10 protein-coding genes and 1 pseudogene are annotated in these 15,075 nt (G+C 70.2%); 3 read left to right on the forward strand and 8 right to left on the reverse strand.

Annotated elements, in window-relative coordinates:
* Positions 1-549: 549 nt before the first annotated feature.
* The 7 genes and pseudogenes from PZE19_RS28750 to PZE19_RS33285 all read right to left on the reverse strand — a co-directional run.
* Positions 550-1,866, reverse strand: a complete 1,317-nt coding sequence (locus PZE19_RS28750) for an ATP-dependent 6-phosphofructokinase (RefSeq protein ID WP_438270002.1) — start codon at positions 1,864-1,866, stop codon at positions 550-552.
* A gap of 117 nt (positions 1,867-1,983) precedes the next feature.
* Positions 1,984-2,751 carry a heparin lyase I family protein gene (locus PZE19_RS28755; RefSeq protein ID WP_277864044.1) on the reverse strand — a complete coding sequence of 256 codons (768 nt, stop codon included), beginning with the start codon at positions 2,749-2,751 and terminating at the stop codon, positions 1,984-1,986.
* Between the two features lie 255 nt (positions 2,752-3,006).
* Positions 3,007-5,544, reverse strand: coding sequence for a sodium-translocating pyrophosphatase (locus PZE19_RS28760; RefSeq protein ID WP_277864045.1), 2,538 nt, complete (start codon positions 5,542-5,544; stop codon positions 3,007-3,009).
* Between the two features lie 327 nt (positions 5,545-5,871).
* Positions 5,872-6,228 (reverse strand): hypothetical protein, encoded by a 357-nt coding sequence (locus tag PZE19_RS28765; RefSeq protein ID WP_277864046.1) that lies wholly within the window; start codon positions 6,226-6,228, stop codon positions 5,872-5,874.
* Positions 6,229-6,233: 5 nt separating this feature from the next.
* Entirely contained in the window at positions 6,234-6,590 is a 357-nt protein-coding gene (locus tag PZE19_RS28770; RefSeq protein ID WP_277864047.1) for a type II toxin-antitoxin system HicB family antitoxin, read from the reverse strand.
* 31 nt (positions 6,591-6,621) lie between these two features.
* A complete protein-coding gene (pncA, locus tag PZE19_RS33280) occupies positions 6,622-7,239 on the reverse strand; it encodes a bifunctional nicotinamidase/pyrazinamidase (protein ID WP_368411393.1) in 618 nt (205 codons plus the stop codon).
* A 150-nt stretch (positions 7,240-7,389) separates the two neighbouring features.
* Positions 7,390-8,199: pseudogene (locus tag PZE19_RS33285) on the reverse strand (serine/threonine-protein kinase); the annotation flags it as partial.
* A 226-nt stretch (positions 8,200-8,425) separates the two neighbouring features.
* On the opposite strand from PZE19_RS33285, the gene PZE19_RS28780 reads away from it, so the two are divergent.
* Positions 8,426-8,623 carry a hypothetical protein gene (locus tag PZE19_RS28780; RefSeq protein ID WP_277864049.1) on the forward strand — a complete coding sequence of 66 codons (198 nt, stop codon included), beginning with the start codon at positions 8,426-8,428 and terminating at the stop codon, positions 8,621-8,623.
* 281 nt (positions 8,624-8,904) lie between these two features.
* Complete coding sequence (locus PZE19_RS28785) at positions 8,905-10,845, forward strand: vWA domain-containing protein (RefSeq protein WP_277864050.1); 1,941 nt, start codon at positions 8,905-8,907, stop codon at positions 10,843-10,845.
* 209 nt (positions 10,846-11,054) lie between these two features.
* Here PZE19_RS28785 and PZE19_RS28790 read toward each other — a convergent pair whose 3' ends face one another.
* The gene (locus PZE19_RS28790) at positions 11,055-12,251 is read right to left on the reverse strand and encodes a hypothetical protein (RefSeq protein ID WP_277864051.1); all 1,197 of its coding nucleotides are present in this window, start codon (positions 12,249-12,251) and stop codon (positions 11,055-11,057) included.
* A 303-nt stretch (positions 12,252-12,554) separates the two neighbouring features.
* On the opposite strand from PZE19_RS28790, the gene PZE19_RS28795 reads away from it, so the two are divergent.
* A complete protein-coding gene (locus tag PZE19_RS28795; protein WP_277864052.1) occupies positions 12,555-14,681 on the forward strand; it encodes a VWA domain-containing protein in 2,127 nt (708 codons plus the stop codon).
* Positions 14,682-15,075: the final 394 nt, after the last annotated feature.

A 15,075-nucleotide genomic window follows, 5' to 3' on the forward strand; every position in this document is an offset into this window, starting at 1 on the left:
AGAGGTCGGCCGAGGGGCCCGTCCAGGTCGCAGTTTCGCCCATCCGGCCGCTCGAATCAACGGCCCGCCCCGACGCCCCCGCGGCCCCCGCGCCGAATCCGCCGCGAATCCCCCGGGCCGATTTGCGTTCCCCGCCCGGGGTGGCATAATACAGCCGATCGCAGAGGACGGCCGGACGGGAAGCCTCCCGCCACACCCCCACAAGTCTTCATCCCTCGACGCCGTCCCGGCCCTCGCGGTCCCCATCTCGAAACACTCCCCCGGGCGGGCGGGGCGCCAAGGAACCGGTGCGCCCCGTCCGCCTTTTCGAACCCTCGCCGTTCGGCTTCGAATCGGGTCCGTTCGCCCTAGGGGTTTTCGGCGGTTTCGCTGTATCTTCTTTGTTTTATGGGACTTGCGTGATTTGATTTTGGGTTCGGTCGTCGATATTTTTTTGCGCCGCAACTCCCCCACCGTCCCTCCCGCGGCCGCCGGGCGCGAAGGCCCCCAATACGACGATGCGCCCGGATGCGCGCAAGGGGATGAAAATCCGAGGTCGACCGCCGGCGGTCAGCCGAAGACCTGGGGCTGGCCGGTGGATTCCAGGACGGACATCCAGAGGTCGCCGTTGGGGTCGACGGTGTGGCGGTCGCGGACGGCGAGGGGGATGGGGAGCAGGACGAACCGGCCGTGCCAGCGGCTGACGACGACCTCGGTGCGGCCGGCCATCGCCGCGTGGACGGCGTTGTGGGCCAGGCGCAGGCAGTAGACGGCGTCGAACGGGTTGGCCTTCACGCTGCGGACGAGGTAGCTGGGGTCGAAGTACTTGAGGTTCAGCTCCAGGCCGTCGGCGGCGAACGACTCGGTGATGCGGTCCTTCAGGAAGACGCCCACGTCGCCGAGCTTGGCGTTGCCCGAGGCGTCGGCCCCGGCGTGCGCCCCCATCAGGTCCTGGCCCGCGCCCTCGGCGATCACGACGACCGAGTGCCCCGTCGACCGCACCCGGTCCTTGATGGCCTCCAGGAAGCCCCCCGCGCCGGCGAGGGCGAAGGGGACCTCGGGGATGAGGACGAAGTTGGCGTCGTTGTGGGCGAGCGAGGCGTAGCAGGCGATGAACCCCGAGTGCCGGCCCATCACCTTGACCAGGCCGACCCCGTTGGGCGACGCCTTGGCCTCGGCGTGGGCCGTCCGGATCACGTCGGCGGCGACCGAGAAGGCCGTCTGGAAGCCGAAGCTCTGGTCGATGAACATGATGTCGTTGTCGATCGTCTTGGGGATCCCGACGACCGCGATCCTCGACCCCCGCGACTCGACCTCGCGGCTGATCGTCTGGGCCCCGCGGAGCGTGCCGTCGCCGCCGATCACGAACAGCAGGTTGATCCCCATCCGCTCCAGGCAGTCGACGATCTCGGCCGGGTCCTGCTGGCCCCGCGAGGTCCCCAGGATCGTCCCACCCAGCTCGTTGATCCGGCTCACCGACTGCGGCGTCAGCTCCAGCACGGGCCTCTTGTACTTGGGGATGAACCCCTGGTAGCCGTTGCAGAACCCGTGGATCCGCCGCACCCCGTAGGCGAAGTGCAGCTCCATCACCAGCGCCCGGATGACGTCGTTGAACCCCGGGCAGAGCCCGCCGCACGTCACGATCCCCGCGCGGGCCTTGGACGGGTCGAAGTAGATCTTGCGCCGCGGCCCCGCCGGCTCGAACCCGGGGATCTCGTCGATCGGCGCCCCCCGCGCGACCAGCGCCGAGGCCGTGTCGTCGAACAGCACCCGGTCGGACTCGTCGACGTTGTAATAGCTCCGCTCGCGCCGCTCCAGGAGCGGCAGCAGCGGCGAATCGACCCGGCACTCCCCGAGCGATTTGACCGCGAGATCCTTCTGGGTGATCACGTGCGCCCCCGCCCGTCGTCGTAGGCCGGTTCGATCGTCGTGGAGAGGAGGTGCATCGAATGCTAAACGCCCCCGCGCGGGGCCGCAAGCCCGACGCCGCGCGATCGCCGGCCGTCATTCCGGCTTCGCCGGCCCCGGCTTGCGGATCTCGATCTCTTCGAGCGTCGTGGCGCAGAGGATGTCGTCGAAGTAGATGGTGTCGACCGACCTGGAGTGGGGGTCGCGATGGATCCCCGGCTGCGAGAAGTAGGCGGTCTGCGGACCCTTCGTCTGAACCGGCTTGTCGAGCACCGGCTCGCCGTCCCACCAGAGCTTGACGCGGCCCTTGGCGGGGTCTTCCGACCAGTGGATGTGCATGCCGAGCTGGTGCCATCGGCCGACCTCGAAATCCGCCTCCCAGTGGACGCCCTTCCGGCCCAGGTTGCCGGTGCCGAACTTGACGACCGCGCCGGCGCGGTCCTTTTTGGGCTCGACCCACCAGGTCATCACGTTGTTCCAGCCCGGCGGCGGGCTCCCTTCCCAGTAGAAGAAGTTGTCGCGGTCCTGGGGGGGCTCTTTCATGTACATGTAAAACGAGACGAAGGTGTCGGTCCCTTCCTGCACCGTGACCTTGGGGCCGTTCGCCTGGGCGCGCAACTGCCTCGCGTTGAAGACGTCGTCCTCGTGGATCGTGAAGCGGCCGGCGTACTTCCCGGAGTGGACGACGTCGGCGGCGACCTCGACGTCCCCCGGCCTGGCGTTCCGGCTCCTGCCGGAGAACTGCCGGAAGTCGCCGGTCTCGAAGTCGCCCCGGAAGAGGATGTCGGCCGCCGCCGGCTGCAGAAAGGCCGCGGCCAGCAGGACGACGAACGCCGGACGGCCATGCCGGGAACATGGTTTCATGTGCGACCTGCACCCTTCGATTCGCGAGGAAATGGAGTCGGATCGTCCCGCGAGAGGGCCGGAGCCGCGGCTCCGGCAGGCGCCCTGAAGCTTATCCGGCGTCCCCACGGGCCGGCAAGGAACCCCCGGCGGACGCGGTCGCGTTTCGCTTCGCTTCGAGGCGACCGGGAGCCGTCGCCCCGCAAACGCACGACGCCCGCAGGCCGGGGCCGCGGGCGTCGTGGTGGGGGGATGAAAAGCGGGAGGCCGCTCGGCTCAGCCGGGGGTCGCCTCGACGAGCTTGCCGGCCTCGTCGTTGGAAGGGTCGCCGGTCTCGTTCACGTCGATCCGCATGCCGTAGAAGCTGCGGTGGATGAACGCCAGGGCGACCGCGAAGAAGAGGGCGGCCAGCACCAGCCGCATCGTGGTCGGGATGCTCTGGGCCAGCTCGACGGCCAGGAGGCCGAACAGGGTGGCGAACTTGATGATCGGGTTCATGGCCACGCTGCTCGTGTCCTTGAACGGGTCGCCGACCGTGTCGCCGACCACCGTGGCCTCGTGCAGCGCGGTCCCCTTCTCGCGGAGGTCGGTCTCGACGATCTTCTTGGCGTTGTCCCAGGCGCCGCCGGCGTTGGCCATGAAGATCGCCTGGAAGAGCCCGCTGAGCGCCAGGCCGATCAGGAAGCCGACGAAGAAGAAGGGCTCGACGAACGAAGCCGCCAGGGTGACGAAGAAGATCGTCAGGAAGATGTTGAACATGCCGAGCTGGGCGTAGCGGGTGCAGATCGCCACGACCCGCTTGGAGTCTTCCATGCTGGCCCGCGACGAGCCGTCGAGCTTCATGTGCCGCTTGATGAACGCCACGGCGCGGTAGGCGCCGGTGATCACCGCCTGGATGCTCGCGCCGGTGAACCAGTAGATCACCGACATGCCGAAGATCATGCCCAGCAGGAAGGGCGGGTGCAGGATCGAGAGCTTCTCGACCTGCTCGGGCCGCAGGATCTGCAGGCCCGTGGCCGGGTCGATCCCGCCGGCGAGCTGCACGACGATCGAGAAGATCATCGTGGTGGCGCCCACCACGGCCGTGCCGATCAAAACGGGCTTGGCCGTGGCCTTGAACGTGTTGCCCGCGCCGTCGTTCTCCTCCAGGAGCAGCTTGGCGTGCTCGAAGTCGGGCTCGAAGCCGTATTCGCGGCGGATCTCGTCGGCGATACCCGGCTCCTGCTCGATCAGCGAGAGTTCATACACGCTCTGGGCGTTGTCGGTGACCGGGCCGTAGCTGTCGACGGCGATCGTCACCGGGCCCATGCCGAGGAAGCCGAAGGCGACCAGGCCGAAGGCGAAGACCGCCGGCGCCAGCATGAGGCCCTCGGGGAAGAGCAGGCTGACGCCGTAGGCCGCGGCCATCAGCCCGGTGATCACGACGCCGCCGACCCAGAAGGCCGAGAAGTTGCCGGCCGTCAGGCCCGAGAGCACGTTCAGCGAGGCCCCCCCCTCGCGGCTGGCCGTCACGACCTCCTGGACGTGCGCCGAGCCGGTCGACGTGAAGACCTTGGTGACCTCGGGCACGAGGGCCCCGGCCAGCGTGCCGCAGGTGATGATCGACGCCAGCTTCCACCAGAGCGAGGGGTCGCCGCCGATGTTCGGGATCAGGGCGTAGCTGGCCGCGTAGGTGGCGAGGATCGACAGCACGCTGGCGACCCAGATCAGGCCGGTGAGCGGCACCTCGAAGTCGAAGTGGCGGACGTGGACGAATCGGCGGCGGGCGATCGCCTCGTTGACGAAGTAGGAGACGCCGCTGACCGCCACCATCATCACCCGCATCGCGAAGATCCAGACCAGCAGGTCGACCTGCACCTCGGGCCGGGCCACCGCCAGCAGGATGAAGGTGATCAGGGCCACGCCGGTGACGCCGTAGGTCTCGAAGCCGTCGGCCGTGGGGCCGACCGAGTCGCCGGCGTTGTCGCCCGTGCAGTCGGCGATGACGCCGGGATTGCGGGCGTCGTCCTCCTTGACGCCGAAGACGATCTTCATCAGGTCGGCGCCGATGTCGGCGATCTTGGTGAAGATGCCGCCCGCCACCCGCAAGGCCGCCGCGCCCAGCGACTCGCCGATGGCGAAGCCGATGAAGCAGGGCCCGGCCAGCTCGCGGGGGACGAACAGCAGGATGCACAGCATGATCAGCAGCTCGACGCTGATCAGCACCATGCCGATCGACATCCCCGCCTTCAGCGGGATCGAATAGCAGAGGAAGGGCCGGCCCCGCAGGCTGGCCATGCTCGTGCGGCTGTTGGCGAACGTGTTGATCCGGATGCCGAACCAGGCGACCAGGTAGCTGCCGGCGATGCCCACCAGGCTGAACGCCAGGATCACGGGCACCTTGACGATCCGCGGGAAGTCGCGCACCCCCGCGGCGGCCGCGGCGGCGTGGCCTTCCGACAGGAAGCCGAAATAGGCGACGATCACCGCCGCGATGAACGCCCAGAGGACCAGGATGAACCGGCCCTGGCTCAGCAGGTACGTCTTGCAGGTGGCGTAGATCAGCTCGCTGACCTCGCGCATCGTGCGGTGGACCGGGAGCCGCTCGAGCTGCCGGTAGAAGATCAGGCCGAAGGCCAGGCCCATCGCGCAGACGACCAGGCCCCCCAGCAGCAGCGTCCAGCCGTCGACGGCCCCGCCGAAGTAGGTCCGGGAGCTCAGGTCGGGCAGGATCAGGTCGGCCTCGCTCGCAGAGGCGGGGGTCGGCAGCCCCAGCGCCAGCCCGGCGGCGGCCGAGAGGGCCGTCGGGACGATCCAACGTCGTGTGTTCGCCATGATGCCTTTTCGACCGTCTGGAAAGAGTGAGGAGCCGGCGCCGACGCCCGGTTGACGGAGAGACGAGTCCGTCGGGCCGATTGATGGACCGATTATGCCGCCGTCCTCGCCCTCGCACAAGCAATGCCGGCGGCGAGCCTTAAGTCCGTTCGGGGGCCGAACCTCGACTTCCGGCCCCGGGCACCCGCGACCGGACGGCCGGGGTCGCCGGGATTCGCCCCCCTGAAGGCCACTCTAGGACGCCGACGGCGACCGCGGGGTCTCCGCAGGGGAGCTTCAGGCGGATTGGACTCGTCGCCGCGGGCGGGCGGGGAGACCGCACGACTCTCAACGAGGCTTCCGGCGCCGTCTCGGCGACTTTTGCGGAGGCTCCGGTTGCGAAGGCGGCGGCTCGGCGGCGGGCGGGTCGTCCGCGATATGGCCTTTCGCCTTCATCTGCGCGATCCAGTCGTCGCGACTGACCAGGCAGCGGGCCATCTTGTCGCATTCGGGCTTCGAAAGGTTGATCTGGCCGGCGATGTACTCGTGGGGGGCGTCCTGGTTCGAGCCGCGGCGGATGCCGAACTGCGCGATCCGCTTGCCCTCGTGGTGGATCTGGGCGAGGTCGTGCGCCCCTCCCGGCTTGATCACGGCTTCGAGCTTCTTGGCGATCTTCAGGGCTTCCGCCTTCGTGATCCTGGCCATCGCGCCTACGGCTTCCTCTGGATCACGTCGAAGAGCACGCTCTTCTGCTTGAGCATGGCCGGGCCGAGGGCGGAGTCGTCGGATTGCTCGAAGTCCTCGTACGCCATGAGCAGCAGGTCCTTGAGGTTGTCGAGGGCCTCCGCCTCCGTTTCGCCGGAGGTGCTCAGGTTGGCGTCGAGGAACGAGGCAGTGAAGCCGCCGCGGCAGGGGCCGATCACGACGCCGATCGGACGTCGCGGTTCGAAAGGGCGCGGCGCGAAGGTCGAGATGGGGACCGCGACGGGGGGCGTCGCCCGCCTCCTGGTCCGCCGTTCGAGTTTCTCGACCTGCTCTCGCAGGCCCGCGACGTCTTTCCGCGACATGGGGACATCCTCCTCGGTCCGGGCCATCATATCACGCCCGGACGACGCCGGCCTCCTCCATCTGCTTCCAGGCGGCTTCGAGCGAGCCTTCGAGGTCGATGCCGCGGCACGCGGACTCGATGACGGTGACCTCGAAGCCCAGGCGGCGGGCGTCGAGCGCCGAGTAGGCGACGCAGAAGTCGGTGGCCAGGCCCACGAGGAAGAGGCGGTTGAGGCCGCGCTCGCGGAGGTAGCCGGCGAGGCCCGTGGGGGTCGTGCGGTCGTTCTCGAAGAAGGCCGAGTAGCTGTCGATCTCGCGGAGGTAGCCCTTGCGGATGATCAGCTCGCAGTGCTCCAGCCGGAGGTCGGGGTGGAACTCGGCCCCGCGCGTGTCCTGGACGCAGTGGTCGGGCCAGAGGATCTGCGGGCCGTAGGGGAGCTCGATCGCCGAAAACGGCTTCTCGCCGGGGTGCGACGAGGCGAACGAGAGGTGGTCCTCGGGGTGCCAGTCCTGGGTCAGGACGACGTGGGCGAAGCGGCGGGAGAGCTTGTTGATGATCGCCGGCAGCTCGTGGCCGCCGGGGACCGCCAGCGCGCCCTCGGGGCAGAAGTCGTTCTGCACGTCCACCACCAGCAGCACCCGGTTCTCGCGCGGGGAGGCCGAGTGCACGGCCCGGCCGGCCGTCCTCGCCGCGGGGATGACGCCCGAGGTCGTGATCCGCGACGACGACCGCAGCATCGAGGCCACCAACGAGGCGGACCCGCCGCTCGGCTGCTGGGCGGCGCGGACGGCCTCGATCAGCTCGGCGTGGGCCTGGAAGCGGTCGCCGGGCTTCTTCGCCATCATCTTCGCGATGAGCTGCTCGACGGCCAGCGGGACGTGCGGGGGCAGGGGGGCCGGGTCCTCGCGCTCGATGAGCCGGAGCAGGCTGAAGACGGAGTCGGCCTGGAACGGGGCGCGGCCGGCGAGCATGTGGTAGAGGGTCGCCCCCAGCGAGTAGACGTCGGCCCGGAGGTCGACCGTGGAGGCGTCGAGGAACTGCTCCGGCGGCATGTAGGCGGGCGTCCCCAGCGACGTGCCGGCCTCGGTGCGGCCCGCGAAGTCGACCGTCGCGTCGGTCGACGCCGGATCGGCCGCGGCGACCTTCGCCAGCCCCAGGTCGGCGAGCTTCACCTGGCCGCTGGAGGTCAGCAGGATGTTCGCCGGCTTGACGTCGCGGTGGATCACCCCGACCTGGCTCCAGGCCTCGCCGAGGGCGCGGGCGACCTCCTCGACGACCTGCAGCGAGCGGTCGACCCCCATCGCCTGGCGCTCGGCGACGTGGGCCTCCAGGCTCTGGCCGTCGACGAACTCCATGATGATGTAGAAGCGGCCGTCGGCCTCGCCGCAGTCGAAGACCCGCACGATCCCGGGGTGGTTCAGCCGCGCCGCCAGGCGGGCCTCGCGCAGGAACCGCTCGGCGCCCCGGCCGTCCGCGACCCGGTCGGGGTGCAGGAACTTGACCGCGACCGGCAGGTCCAGGTCGTCGTGCCAGCCCCGATAGACCACCCCCATCCCCCCCTCGCCGAGCCGGGAGATCAGCCGGCAGCGGCCGATGCTCGGGATCTTGAGGAAAGGGTCTTCGGGCATGATGGACCTGCCTCGGCGGCGCTAATCGGGCTTGGGATGCTCACGACATCAATCTACCCCCATCCGGCGAGGGGTCGCAACGACGGACGGCCGGGCACCCACGCCCTCCCGGCGCATCGGCGAATCCGGGGCGGCACATAAGATGCTTGCCCTCTCGAGTTCAAACGTCGGCCCCTCCTCAACTTCGAGGTCCGGGCCGGCGGCTTCGAAGAAACAGGTGACGGCGATGTCGGATCCCCGAAACGTGGCGCACGACAAGAAGGTCCAGGAAGAGAAGAAGCGGCACGGCGAGGAGGCCGTCCCGGACGCCAGCGAGACTCCGCAGCCGGGCCGCAAGCCGACCCTGGTGCAGAACGACGCGCCCGGCGACACCTATCAACAGCATGCCAAGCTCGATCCCGAGGACGTCCCCGTCGAGGAATGATCCGGCCCGGGCACCCGGGCGTCGGACCTTCCCGGCGCCTGGCACCCTGGACGATCCCCCCGGACGTCGCGGCTGCGAAACACGCCGGCTCGCCGCATTGTCTCGCGACGAAAACGGGCTTATGATTGGGAGGAATGATGCAGTAAGGCGAAATCCCGGTCCGATCGTCACGAAGGGGCCGTTGCGCCGAATAATGTAGTGAGGTCGTGCGCCCCGGCCGAGATCGCGCCGGCCGGCGTTCCGGACCTTGGGAATCCCCCCGATCGGCGGAGTTCGCGGGCATGCTCGACAAGGCCGGGAAGATCCTGGGGGCCTGGGCGGACCGGGTCGGCGTCCCCGCGACGGGGAGGCCGACGGCGTCGCTGGCGGCCGGCCTGATCAGCTTGTCGATCCACGCCCTGGTCCTCGTCAGCCTGGCCTTCGCGGGGCATCACGTCCAGGAGGTCGTCCAGAGCGAGTTCTCGTCGGAGGTCGCCGAGGCCCCCCCGCGGGCGCTCGAGCCGCTCGCGACCGACTCGACGCTCCAGGACCTCGACCAGAAGGACGACGAGCCGGTCATGGAGGCGTCGGGCTCGTTCGCGCCGATCTTGGCGGCGACCAACACGGCCGCGCCCCCCTCGGCCGGGCCTTCGCCCGCGACGGTGGACGACGCCCTGGCGGCGATGGACTTCGGCCGTCGCGACGTCCAGCGGGTGGTCGACGCGGTCGCCCCGACGGCGTCGACGCTGGGCAAGACGTTCGCCATCGAGGGGAACGGGGCCGAGCACGTGCAGGGGGTGGAAGGGGCCGTCGACCGGGTGGCGGTCGAGATCGTCCGGCGGCTGGAACGGGGCCGGACGCTCGTCGTCTGGGCGTTCGACGCCTCCCGCAGCCTGGAGGCCGAGCGCAAGCGGCTCAGCAAGCACATCGAGACGATCTACGCCCACATCGGCCAGATCGACGAGAACCGGCTCTCGACCGACGGCGGCCTGCTGACGATGGTCGTCGCCTTCGGCGAGTTCCGCAAGGCGATGACCCCCAAGCCGACCGCCGACGTCGCCGCGGTCCGCGACGCCATCGCCTCGATCCCGGCCGACGAGTCGGGCGTCGAGGCCACCTTCTCGACCGTCGCCGAGATCGTCAACAAGTACGGCAAGTTCAAGGGCCCCGGCGGCGACCCCTACAACCTGATGGTGATCGTCGTGACCGACGAGGTCGGCGACGACCAGGACCGGCTGGAGTCCACCATCGACGCCGCCAAGAAGCGGGACGCGCCGATCTACGTGCTGGGCTCGCAGGCCCTCTTCGGCCGCGCCGAGCGGCTCATGGACTATTACGACCCCAAGACCAAGTTCCTGCACAAGAACCTGAAGGTCGACGCCGGGCCCGAGAGCGCGATGATCGAGCAGATCCGCCTCCCCTTCTGGTACGGCGGCCCCCAGTACGACGAGCTGGAGTCGGGCTTCGGACCCTACGCCCTCAGCCGGCTCGCCAGCGCCACCGGCGGCGTCTACTTCGTCGCCCGGCTCGACGGCGCGAAGATGGGCTTCGACGCCTCGCGGATGAAGGAGTACCGGCCCGACTGGGGCACCCGCCGCGAGTACGAGGCCGACGTCGCCCGGTCGCCGCTGCGGCAGGCCGTCGTCAACGCCGCGCTCGTCACCCAGCAGAACCTGCCCGGGATGCCGACGCTCCAGTTCCCCTCGATGGACGCCCCCGAGTTCAAGGACGTCCTCCAGAACAACCAGGTCATCGCCGAGCGGACCACCTACACGATCGACGAGGCGCTGCCCCCCATCACGGCCGCCGCCAAGCGCCGCGACCGCGAGACCTCCCGCCGCTGGCAGGCCCACTACGACCTGATCCGCGGCCGCCTGCTGGCCATGAAGGTCCGCTGCGTCGAGTACAACTGGGCCTGCGCCCTGCTCGTCAAGGATCCGCCCCGGTTCCAGGACCCCAAGTCCAACGCCTGGCGGCTGGTCCCCGATGCGGAGATCCGCTTCAGCGAGAAGGCCGCCCTCGCCGCGAAGGAGGCCGAGGCGCTCCTGCGGAAGGTCGTCGCGGACCACCCCGAGACCCCCTGGGCCCTCCTGGCCGAACGCGAGCTGAAGAACCCCCTCGGCTTCAGGTGGGTCGAGGCCTACGTCCCGCCCCCCCGCCCGCGCGACGACGACCCGGCCAACCCCCGCCGCAAGATGAAGAAGGCCGAGGAGATGAAGCCCCCCGAGCCCCCCAAGCTCTGAGCCGAAGGGCCGGGACGAAGGCCGGCGGCGTCTCTCCTTCTCCCGCCGGGAGAAGGTGGCCCGGAGGGCCGGATGAGGGTCATGGCGCTTCGCCGACGCCCTCATGAAACCGTCACGCCCTCCGAACTCCGACGACCCTCATCCGCCGCTGCGCGGCACCTTCTCCCGAGGGGAGTAGGATGATTTCCGCGGGCCTCCGGCCTCGACCTTCAGGCCCCCGCGCGGCGCCAGAGGTCGGCGAAGACGCGACCGGTCGCGCTGAGCTCGCCGTCGGGGCGGACGAGGAAGAAGCCCCGGCAGCCGTCGACGGCCTTCAGGGGGCCGCCGCCCGCCGCCGCGCCGGGCTTCGGCTCGTTGCAGTAGAGTTCCCACTGGACGACGTGGGTCACGTCGAGCGCGATCGTCGCCCCCAACCAGCCGTCCCAATGTTCGGCGACCCGGTCGGGCCGATCGTTCTCGGGCACGCCGATCTCGCCGAGCATCACCGCGCCGGGGCCGAACATGGGGCCGGTGCGCGCGCAGCGGCGGATCTCCAGGATGGCCCGCGCCAGCTCCTCGGGCGAGCCCAGGGCGTCGTAGCTGGAATAAGAAGCCAGGTCGACCGTCACCCGGGGCAGGACGTCGCGGACGACGGTCGGCACGCCCCGGAAGGCGTCGAGCACCCGGTTGACCTCGGCGGCGTGGGCCACCCGGCAGCGCGCCCCCGCGGCGAACGCCGCCCGCGCCCGCTCGACGCCCCGCTGCCGCGCGGCCAGCCAGCGCGCCATCCGCGAGGCCAGGGTCTCCAGCTCGGCGGGGGGCGGGCGGAAGTCCTCGGAATAGCCGCCGCGGAGCCGCCAGTCCCCCTCCCAGTTCTGGAGGATGAACGTCAGGTCGCGGTCGCGGTAGGTCCGGTAGAGGTGCGCCGTGAGGTCGTGGATCGCCCGTTCCGACTCCTCCAGCCGCTCGGGCGCGGCCGGGTCGACGCTCCGCCAGGCCTCGTCGTGGGGCATGAGCGCCTCCAGGATGATCGTGCGGAAGGGGAGGTCGAAGGCCGCCCGGAAGTCGTCGCTGCGGGCCAGCTCGACGTAATCCCCGCAGGCCGGCCAGCGCGAGTTCCAGGGGTAGGACTCGGCGATGATGCCGGGCGAGAACCAGAACTTCCCCAGCCGGGTCCCCAGGGCGATCAGCCGCTCGGCCCCCTCGACCAGGAAGGGCCTGTCGGTCAGGTGGTAGAGCCCCTTGACGTGCGATGCGCCGACGCGGTCGCGGAAGCCCGCCGGCAGTTTTTCGAGCCGCGAGGGCCGGCAGGCGTCGAGCCGGGCGCGGAGGCCGGGCGCCAGCTCGGGAAGCCCGTCCAGGTCCGGCGGGCGGGCCGTCGCGGCGATCGCGACGGTCTGCAGGAATCGGCGACGATCCAGGTCCATCCCCCGATCATGGCCGTTTCCGGACGCCGATCCAAGGCGGTTGCGGCCCGAAGTCGGCGGAACCGCTCGACAAAATCGCCCCGGCGTTCGTATCGTCTTTATAGGTGGGGACCTCGGCGACGGCGGCCCCCCGAGGCCGGCGGGCGGTCGTGTTCGCAAAGGGTGCGGATCCACGTCGAAATCGCGATCCGGGCCCAGGCTGCCGGTAGTTCCGATCCGGGCTTCGGCGCACAATAGTAAGGTGATAGGGGCGGCGCGGGGCGGTCGACCGAAGGGACCTGGCTTGCGGGGGATTCTCGCATCATGGAACGTCGCTTCTCGGCACCCTCCTCGGACGACCTGGCGCCGCCGGGCCCGCGGCCCGAGCATGGGCCCGGCGAAGCGGACGGGCCCACGCTCGTCCCGTCGGACATGCAGAAGACGCTCGTCGTCGAGGAGCCCCTGCTCGACGCCCCGCCCCCTGCCGACCCGGGCTCGACTTCCGCCCCCGCCGAGGCCGCGCCCCGGGTCCGGAAGTTGCAGCCCAGGCGCCGCCGGCGGGTCCGCCTGAAGCACATCCTGCCGGCCTGGAGCGTCTCGCTGGTCGTCCACCTGGTGATCTTCACGGCCCTCGGCGCGGCGACGTTCAGCGGCGGGCCGCCCGAGGCCAGGCCGATCGACTTCGACTCGGCGCTCGGGGGCGCCGACCGCGCGGTCGAGGAGCTGCCGATCCTCGACGACCCGACCGACGCGCGGCCCGACCGCCTGGAGGATCGGCTGCAGGTCGCCGCCACCGCCCCGGCGGCCGAGACCCTCGCCGCCGACGAGCGGCCCGACATCGGCAGCGTCGTCATGGGCGGCGGGGCGGCCCCCTCGGCCACGCCCTCCGTCCGGGCCTCGGCCGCGAAGGGCGGCGCGGAGGGCCGGTTCCTGGCCGTCGAGGGGCTGAAGGGCCGGAACATCTCGTCGTTCAGCAACGTCCCCCCCGCCCTCGGGCTCGACGTCTCCGTCTCCGGCCAGGTCGGCGGCGACCCGACCTTCGGGGTCACCGAGATCGGCGAGGCCCTGAACCAACTCACCCGCGAGATCCTCCGCCACCTCAACGACCACAAGCTCACCGTCGTCTGGCTGTTCGACGAGTCGGCCAGCATGCGCGACGACCAGCGCGTCATCCTCGAGAAGTTCGACCGCGTCTCCTCCGAGCTGGCCAAGGTCGTCGACCCGGACAAGAAGGCCGGCGGCGCGCTCAACCACGCCATCGTCGGCTTCGGCAAGAAGCTCGACCTCATCCTGGACAAGCCCACCCTCGACGTCGAGGAGGTCCGCCGGGCCATCAAGCGGCTCCCCGTCGACTCCTCGGGCGAGGAGGCGACGATGGCGGCGATCCTCAACTCCGTCAACCACTATTCGGGCCTCGTCGCCAAGGACCGCAAGCTGATCCTCGTGCTGGTCACCGACGAGTCGGGCGACGACGGCGACGACGTGGAGCCGGCGCTCGAGGCGCTCAAGAAGACGAAGACGGCCCTCTACGTCATCGGCCGCCAGGCGGTCTTCGGGCACGCCTACGCCCACCACAAGTACGTCGACCCGGTGACCAAGGACGTCTACTACCCGACGATCCGCCGCGGGCCCGAGTCGGCCGACGTCGAGTGCTACCAGTGGGACGGCCTCTACGGCCGCTGGGACGAGCAGCCCTCCGGCTTCGGCCCCTGGGAGCTGGCGCGGCTCACCAAGGAGTCGGGCGGGATCTACTTCCTCCTCCCCTCCGAGGAGTTCATGCGGATCCGCCAGCGCGAGAAGACGTACACCATCGAGGTGCTCAAGGAGTACATGCCCGAGTACGTCCCCCGCGCCACGTACCTCCTGCGCCGGGACGAGTCGGACCTGCGCCGCAACCTGTTCGGGCTGGTCGCCGAGACCCGCGACGTCTCCTACCGCCGCGAGTTCCCCATCGACCCCGACGGCCTGCGCGAGGCGGCCCTCGAGCAGATCCCCATCGCCTCCGAGCGGCTCACCCGGCTGCTCGACATCCAGAAGCGGCTGGAGTCCCTCAAGAAGCACCGCGAGCGCGAGCCCGAGCGGCGCTGGCGCGCCCACTACGACCTGATGCTCGCCCAGACGGTCGCCTTCCAGGTCAAGACGTTCGAGTATCGCGCCCTGATGGAGAACCTGGCCGCGAAGCCCCAGCCGCCGACCAAGCAGTCGACGCCCGACGTGACGATCGTCTTCGTCGTCGACCACTCGTCCAAGCCCCTGGCCCCCGAGTCCGTGACCGCCAAGAAGTACGCCGACGCCCGCCGCCTGCTCGACGACGTCGTCGCCGAATACCCCGACACCCCCTGGTCCGACCTCGCCAAGGACACGCTCGGCCGCGGCTTCAGCGTCGTCCTCAACCAGTGGGAGCACAGCCCCAAGTACGGCGAGCGCAGCCAGTACGTGCCGAAGTATTGACGGACCCGTCCGGGGTGCCCGCTCGACTCCGAGGCGACCCCTGAGGGCAGAGGCACCCCCTCCACCCGTCCGCCGCTCGTTCACTCCGCGAGCCTCGTCCGGGCTCGGCGGCTCTCGGCGCTCGCGAGGAATCGGATGGAGATCATCGGGCTTATCTTCGGCCGTCGACGACCTGGAGGCGGCGGCCGGAGAAACTCCCGAGCCTCGCCGCCGAGGTCGCGGAGACGCTCGGCGCCGCGGCTTCCGAGCGTCTTCCCGCCGCCTGCCGACCCCTGTTCATGGGCGGCGGATCCACGGGACGGGGAGGGCGGGCGTCGCCTCGTCCGTTACTCATACTGGCCACGAACAGCGAGACGAGAATCTTGCGACGGCTGGTCGTGTATTTTTTGTAATC

Origin of the sequence: Paludisphaera mucosa, assembly GCF_029589435.1 — a bacterium.
In the GTDB taxonomy this organism is placed as follows: domain Bacteria; phylum Planctomycetota; class Planctomycetia; order Isosphaerales; family Isosphaeraceae; genus Paludisphaera; species Paludisphaera mucosa.